We start from the raw sequence: 5,585 nt of genomic DNA, 5'->3' as shown, positions 1-5,585 counted from the left end.
AGAGGGCGCAGAGACGACCGAAGCCGGCCCTGCCGGGGCCTGGGCGCGAACCGCGGCGGGTGCACCGCCGCCGGGCATCGCGGCCAGGCGGCGACGCAGCTCCGTGACACGCTCCTCCCGGCCGAGGCCGGACAGGTCGACAGGTGACGTCGCCACTACCATCATCCCCACCTCCCACCGGGTCCGACACGCCGGACAGACCATTGATCGAATGGCTTTTCGAGTACGCGATCAGTGAACACCACGGGTACGACATCGCGCAAGAACACCTGTTCGACAGGCCGGAACGCGCTTCACCGTCGGACCCACCGGCTACGCTGTGTCCACCACAGAGAGGACAGCCATGGCCGGACTACGCTTCCGACTCCGACAGATCAGCCGCCGCTTCTGGTTTCTCCCCGCCGTGATGACCCTCGTCGCGTTGGGCCTCGCCCACCTGGGGGCGTGGTTGTCCACCAACCCGGGCACGAGTGACGAGGCGGCCTCCTGGATCTACGGCGGCGGCGTGGAGGGCTCCCGGAGCATCCTCGCCGCCGTGGCGAGCAGCTCGATCGGCGTCGGCGGCACCGTCTTCTCCATCACCATCGCCGCACTCTCCTACGCCGCCGGCACCATGGGGCCGCGCCTGCTCCAGAACTTCACCGAGGACCGCGGCAACCAGATCACACTGGGCGTCTTCATCTCCACCTTCGCCTTCAGCCTCTACAGCCTCCGCACGGTCACCGGTGGCGACGAGGGGACCCCGTTCGTCCCCCAGTACAACGTCACCCTCGCCCTCATCCTGGCGCTCGGGTGCATCAGCGCACTCGTGTACTTCATCGGCCACGTCACCGGGTCGATCAACACCACCCGCGTCGTGAACCTCCTCACCACGGATCTACGTTCCTCCCTGCTCACCGCCACCGAACTGACGGATCCGGACCGCGATGTGCTGCCCCCACCAGAGGAGGAGTTCTGGGCGGACGCGGAGACCCTCCTGGTGGAGAAGGGCGGCTATCTGCAGCTCGTCGACCACGGGCGGCTCGTCGAACTCGCCGTCGAGACCGGGACGACGATCCGGCTCCTCGTGCGACCCGGGGATTACCTCTATCCGAACTCCCCCGTGGCCGAGGCCGTCCCCACCCTGCCCGAGGGCATCATGCCCGCCCTCACGGTCGGCGAATCCCGTACCCGCGACCAGGATGTCGAGCACGCCGTCCGCCTCCTCGCCGAGGTGGGCACGCGTGCCCTGAGCCCCGGGACCAACGACCCGTTCACCGCCGTCGACGTCGTGGACCGCTTCGGGGACGCCCTGTGCACCCTCGAGGACAGGGAATGGCCGACCGGGGTGCACGCCAGGGACGACGAGGTCCGCCTCGTCGTGGCGACCTCCGACTTCGCCGGCCTCGTCGCCACGATGTTCGACCAGATGCGGCAGTACGGTGCGGGCGCTCCAGCGGTCAGCATCAGGATCCTCGACGTCCTCGCCGTCGCGACGCAGGTCCTCGATGATCCCGACCGACGTGCGGTCCTCACCCACCACGCCACGAAGCTCCGTGACGACGCCCTCGACGCCACCCGCAACGCCGACGACCGGATCACCATCGAGCGTCGTCACCGCGCCGTACTGGACGCCGCCGGATAGCGGGCCGAACCGGACGGCAGGGCCCACCGGCGTTCCTCGGATACCCACCGGGCGGCGACCCCACGCCTCTACCCTTGCGGGCATGAAGGCCTCCGTCGGGAATCGCATCGTCCTCATCGGCGCCGGGGACGTGGGTATCGCCTACGCCTACGCGCTCGTCAACCAGGGACTGGCCGACCATCTGACCATCATCGACATCGACCACGACAAACTCGTCGGAGAGGTTATGGACCTCAACCACGGGGTCGTGTGGGCACCCTCCCCCACCCTCGTCACCGAGGGCACCTATGCCGACTGCACCGACGCCACCATGGTGGTCATCTGCGCCGGCGCAGCCCAGAAACCCGGTGAGACCCGCCTCGACCTCGTGGGCAAGAACATGACGCTGTTCGAGAACATCGTCGGTGACGTCATGGCAACCGGGTTCGACGGCATCCTGCTGGTGGCCACCAATCCCGTCGACATCCTCACCCAGGCGTCGTGGCGCTACTCCGGGCTCCCCGCCGCGCAGGTCATCGGCTCCGGCACCATCCTCGACTCGGCGCGCTTCCGGTTCATGCTGGGGCAGTACTACGACGTGGCCCCGATGAGCGTCCACGCCTCGATCATCGGGGAACACGGCGACACCGAGCTGCCGGTCTTCTCCTCCGCCAACGTCTCCGGGGTTCCCCTACGTCGCGACCTGGCGGGCGACCCCGCCAAGCGGGAACGCCTGACGCAGATCTTCGACGAGACCCGGGACGCCGCCTACCGGATCATCGACTCCAAGGGGTCCACCAGCTACGGCATCGGGATGGGGCTGGCCCGCATCACCCGCGCGGTGCTGCGCAACGAGCAGGTCTCGCTACCGGTCTCCACCCTGCTGCGGGGCGAGTACGACCAGGACGGGATCTTCATCGGGGTGCCCGCGGTTATCGGGCGGACCGGCGTCCAGCGGGTGGTGGAGCTGGAGCTCGACACCACCGAACGCGAACAGTTCGCCCGCAGCGCGAGTGCGCTGCGGGCGGTGTCCGAACAGTTCGAGATCCTGCGCTGACTCAGAGCGCACCGGGGGGATCACTGGCCGGGAAGGACTCGTCACCCCACTCGTCGGCGACCGCGTCGTCGTGGTCGTACCGGGCCTTGTCCGCGGGCTCCTCGGAATGCTCGCCGACACGGTCAGGGTTCTGCGGACTCGTCATGATTCATCCTCCTGCCGCCGTACGGGGCGTACGACGAGAATCAGGTTACCGGAGACCATCACCTCACCGCCGGGACGACCGGACACCCAGAACCACTACAGGAACAGAGGCGCACAATGCACACCACCCACTACACCGACACCCTGATCCTGCCCGCCCCGGACACCAGGGCCGTGGCGGCGACCGCCCCGCCCTCCGGGAAGGGGTCGGTCGCCGAGCTGCAGTACGAACGGCTCTCGGGCGAGGACTACACGTGGACGAGCGATGACCTGATCTTCGACGTGTACTGCCGGCGCGAGGACATAGCCGAGGTCGACCGCGCAGCCGAACGCGAACGGTTCTTCTCCACGGGTCAGCCGTGCCTGCGCACCTCCCCGCTGGCCAAGACCTACGGCTGGGCGCTGCACTTCGACTCCGCCGGGCGCATCGCGCTGCTGCCCATGGACTCGCCGCGCGTGGCCGAGCTCGAGGCGGACCCGACGGTGACGGTCAGGGCCGCCATGAAGAGTTCCCGCTAGTAACCCGGCTCGACGTCCGGCAGAAGACGCAACCACTCGAGCACAGGACCGGAGATCACCTGGCCGAACTGTTCGTACCCGCCGGGCCCGGGGTGGGCGCCGTCGCCGGCGGCGACCTCGCGCATCCACTGACCACCCGCCAGCAGCACGTCGAAGGTCGGCACGAACGGCACCCCGGCCTCGTCGCACACCTGCGCCATGGTCTCGGCCCGGGCCGCGATCCGCTCGTTGACCTCGTCCCACACCACCGGCGGCGGCCCCACCACGAGGAACCGCCCCTCGGGCGCCCGGTCGATCATTCCGCGCAGCGCCGCGACGGTGCCCGCCTCGTCGACACGCAACGCGCCCTCGTGCTCCATGACGTCGTTGACGCCGAACTCCGCGATCACCGCGGTCGTGGGGAACGCGGCCCGCCGACGATCGACCTCGTCCCAGCGGGCCAGGATCATCTCGGAGGTGTCCCCGCCGATCCCGGCGACCGCGGCGTGGATGTGCACACCGGCCGCGGGGCCGGCCTCGATCAGGTGCGCGGTCCACCCGCGGCCCGTGTCATCGCCGTATCCGGCCACGAACGAGTCACCGATGATGCACACGGGCAGGTCGCGCGGTTCGCTCATCCCGGTCACGCTATCGGTCCGGGTGGGTGCGCGGAGCCGACCCGGGCGAGAAACCACTCCGGCCGGCCGGCCGCGGGGATCAGTCCAGGTGCCGGGACTGCGCCCAGCGGGTCAGCGCGTGCCGGTTGGACTGCTGGGTCTTGCGGAGGACGTTGGAGGCGTGGGTCTCCACCGTCTTGACCGAGATGAACAACTCCTCGGCGATCTCCTTGTAGGTGTAGCCGCGGGCCAGCAGTCGCAGCACCTCCTTCTCACGCGGGGTGAGCGAGTCGACCTCGGGGTCGTGGACGGGCTCGCCACGATCGGCGGGGCCCGGGGAGGCGCGGGCGAACGCGTCCAGCACGAACCCGGCCAGCCGCGGAGAGAAGACGGCATCCCCGTCGGCGACCCGACACACGGCGTCGGCCAGGTCCTCGCCGGTGATGGTCTTGGTGACGTAGCCGCGCGCGCCGGCCCGGATCACGGCGATCACGTCCTCGGCGGCGTCGGAGACGCTCAGCGCGAGGAAGGTCGGTTCCGGGGCGCGGGCGGGATCGGCCACGCCGCCCGGGTCGGCCCCCAGCACCGACCGCAGCACGGCCACGCCACCGCCGTCGGGCATGTGCACGTCGAGCAGCACCACGTCGGGACGCACCCGGTCGATGCCGGTCACGGCCTCGGCGACGGAGCCCGCCTCGCCGACGACCTCGATGGTCGACTGCCCGGCGAGTTCGGCACGGACCCCGCTGCGGAACACCGCGTGGTCGTCCACGAGGAAGACCCGGCACATCCCGCCGCCGCCCGTCGTCGACTCCCCCGACCCGTCCTGCGGCCCGTCCGTCATTCGCCCTCCAGCGGCATCTCGATCCCGATCTCCGTCCCGCGCCCGAGCGTACTGCGCACGCGCACGGTCCCACCGCGGCTCTCCACGCGGTGTCGGATGGACTGCGCGAGCCCGTGGCGGTCGCCGCCCACGGCATCGGGGTCGAAGCCGCGTCCGCGGTCGCGGACGAACGCGCTGAGCGTGCGTCCGTCGTTCTCCACGAACACGTCGGCGGTGTCGACGCCGGCGTGCTTGGCGACGTTGACCAGGGCCTCGCGGACGGCACCCAGGACGGCCTCCCCGGCGTCGCCGACCGGGCCGTCACCGCCCACCACGACCTGGTCCACCCGCAGTCCGTAGACGTCCTCGACGTCGCCGACCATCACCTCGACCGCCCCCGCGAAGGTCGCCGCGCCCGAGGACATCCGGGAGCCGGCGCCGAACAGCCACTGCCGGAGCTCCCGTTCCTGCCGGCGGGCGAGCCGCGCCACCTGGCCCGGGTCATCGGATCTCTTCTGGATGAGTGCCAGGGTCTGCAGGACGGAATCGTGCAGGTGGGAGGCGATGTCGCTGCGTTCGGACTCGCGGATCCGCGCCGCGCGCTCCTCCTCGAGGGACCGCCACAGTCGCAGTCCGACCGGCACGCTGAGCAGTCCCACGCCGACGAGGGTGGCCACGACCGCGAGGAGGGACGACCGCAGCGCGGCGAACTCGACCTGACCGAGGACCACGACGGCGAGCCCGACGACGACGAGGGTGGCCCCTGCGGTGACCCTGGCCCAGTCGAAGACCGACCGCGGCGCGACTCGTCCCCCACCGTCGTACTGCTGCCAGACCAGCCCG

The 5,585-nt window shown here is 70.4% G+C and carries 7 protein-coding genes; 3 read left to right on the top strand and 4 right to left on the bottom strand.

Annotation, left to right across the window (positions count from 1 at the left end; translation table 11 throughout):
- Nucleotides 1–343 precede the first annotated feature (343 nt).
- The gene (locus G6024_RS04030; protein ID WP_159148128.1) at nt 344–1,624 is read left to right on the top strand and encodes a DUF2254 domain-containing protein; all 1,281 of its coding nucleotides are present in this window, start codon (nt 344–346) and stop codon (nt 1,622–1,624) included.
- An 82-nt stretch (nt 1,625–1,706) separates the two neighbouring features.
- Nucleotides 1,707–2,660 carry an L-lactate dehydrogenase gene (locus G6024_RS04025; RefSeq protein WP_069389173.1) on the top strand — a complete coding sequence of 318 codons (954 nt, stop codon included), beginning with the start codon at nt 1,707–1,709 and terminating at the stop codon, nt 2,658–2,660.
- A 1-nt stretch (nt 2,661) separates the two neighbouring features.
- On the opposite strand, the gene G6024_RS04020 is transcribed toward G6024_RS04025, so the two are convergent.
- Nucleotides 2,662–2,805, bottom strand: coding sequence for a hypothetical protein (locus tag G6024_RS04020; RefSeq protein ID WP_167457923.1), 144 nt, complete (start codon nt 2,803–2,805; stop codon nt 2,662–2,664).
- A 116-nt stretch (nt 2,806–2,921) separates the two neighbouring features.
- On the opposite strand from G6024_RS04020, the gene G6024_RS04015 reads away from it, so the two are divergent.
- Complete coding sequence (locus tag G6024_RS04015) at nt 2,922–3,323, top strand: DUF6157 family protein (RefSeq protein WP_159148127.1); 402 nt, start codon at nt 2,922–2,924, stop codon at nt 3,321–3,323.
- Here the strand turns inward: G6024_RS04015 and G6024_RS04010 are convergent.
- The 3 genes from G6024_RS04010 to G6024_RS04000 all read right to left on the bottom strand — a co-directional run.
- Nucleotides 3,320–3,940 (bottom strand): SGNH/GDSL hydrolase family protein, encoded by a 621-nt coding sequence (locus tag G6024_RS04010; RefSeq protein ID WP_096907330.1) that lies wholly within the window; start codon nt 3,938–3,940, stop codon nt 3,320–3,322. The two genes, G6024_RS04015 and G6024_RS04010, sit on opposite strands and share 4 nt — an antisense overlap.
- A gap of 79 nt (nt 3,941–4,019) precedes the next feature.
- Nucleotides 4,020–4,763 (bottom strand): LuxR C-terminal-related transcriptional regulator, encoded by a 744-nt coding sequence (locus G6024_RS04005; RefSeq protein WP_269502345.1) that lies wholly within the window; start codon nt 4,761–4,763, stop codon nt 4,020–4,022.
- Nucleotides 4,760–5,585, bottom strand: an 826-nt coding sequence (locus G6024_RS04000) for a sensor histidine kinase (RefSeq protein ID WP_159148126.1), incomplete at its 5' end; no start/stop codon positions are given. The genes G6024_RS04000 and G6024_RS04005, both read right to left, overlap by 4 nt.

This window comes from Dietzia maris (genome assembly GCF_014144855.1).
Lineage (GTDB): Bacteria > Actinomycetota > Actinomycetes > Mycobacteriales > Mycobacteriaceae > Dietzia > Dietzia kunjamensis.
This window is presented reverse-complemented; position numbering and strand designations above follow the sequence as displayed.

Coding starts and splice junctions, on each gene's coding strand:
- G6024_RS04015 (WP_159148127.1), top strand. CDS start 2,922: ATGCACACCACCCACTACACCGACACCCTGATCCTGCCCGCCCCGGAC.
- G6024_RS04010 (WP_096907330.1), bottom strand. CDS start 3,940: ATGAGCGAACCGCGCGACCTGCCCGTGTGCATCATCGGTGACTCGTTC.
- G6024_RS04020 (WP_167457923.1), bottom strand. CDS start 2,805: ATGACGAGTCCGCAGAACCCTGACCGTGTCGGCGAGCATTCCGAGGAG.
- G6024_RS04025 (WP_069389173.1), top strand. CDS start 1,707: ATGAAGGCCTCCGTCGGGAATCGCATCGTCCTCATCGGCGCCGGGGAC.
- G6024_RS04030 (WP_159148128.1), top strand. CDS start 344: ATGGCCGGACTACGCTTCCGACTCCGACAGATCAGCCGCCGCTTCTGG.
- G6024_RS04005 (WP_269502345.1), bottom strand. CDS start 4,763: ATGACGGACGGGCCGCAGGACGGGTCGGGGGAGTCGACGACGGGCGGC.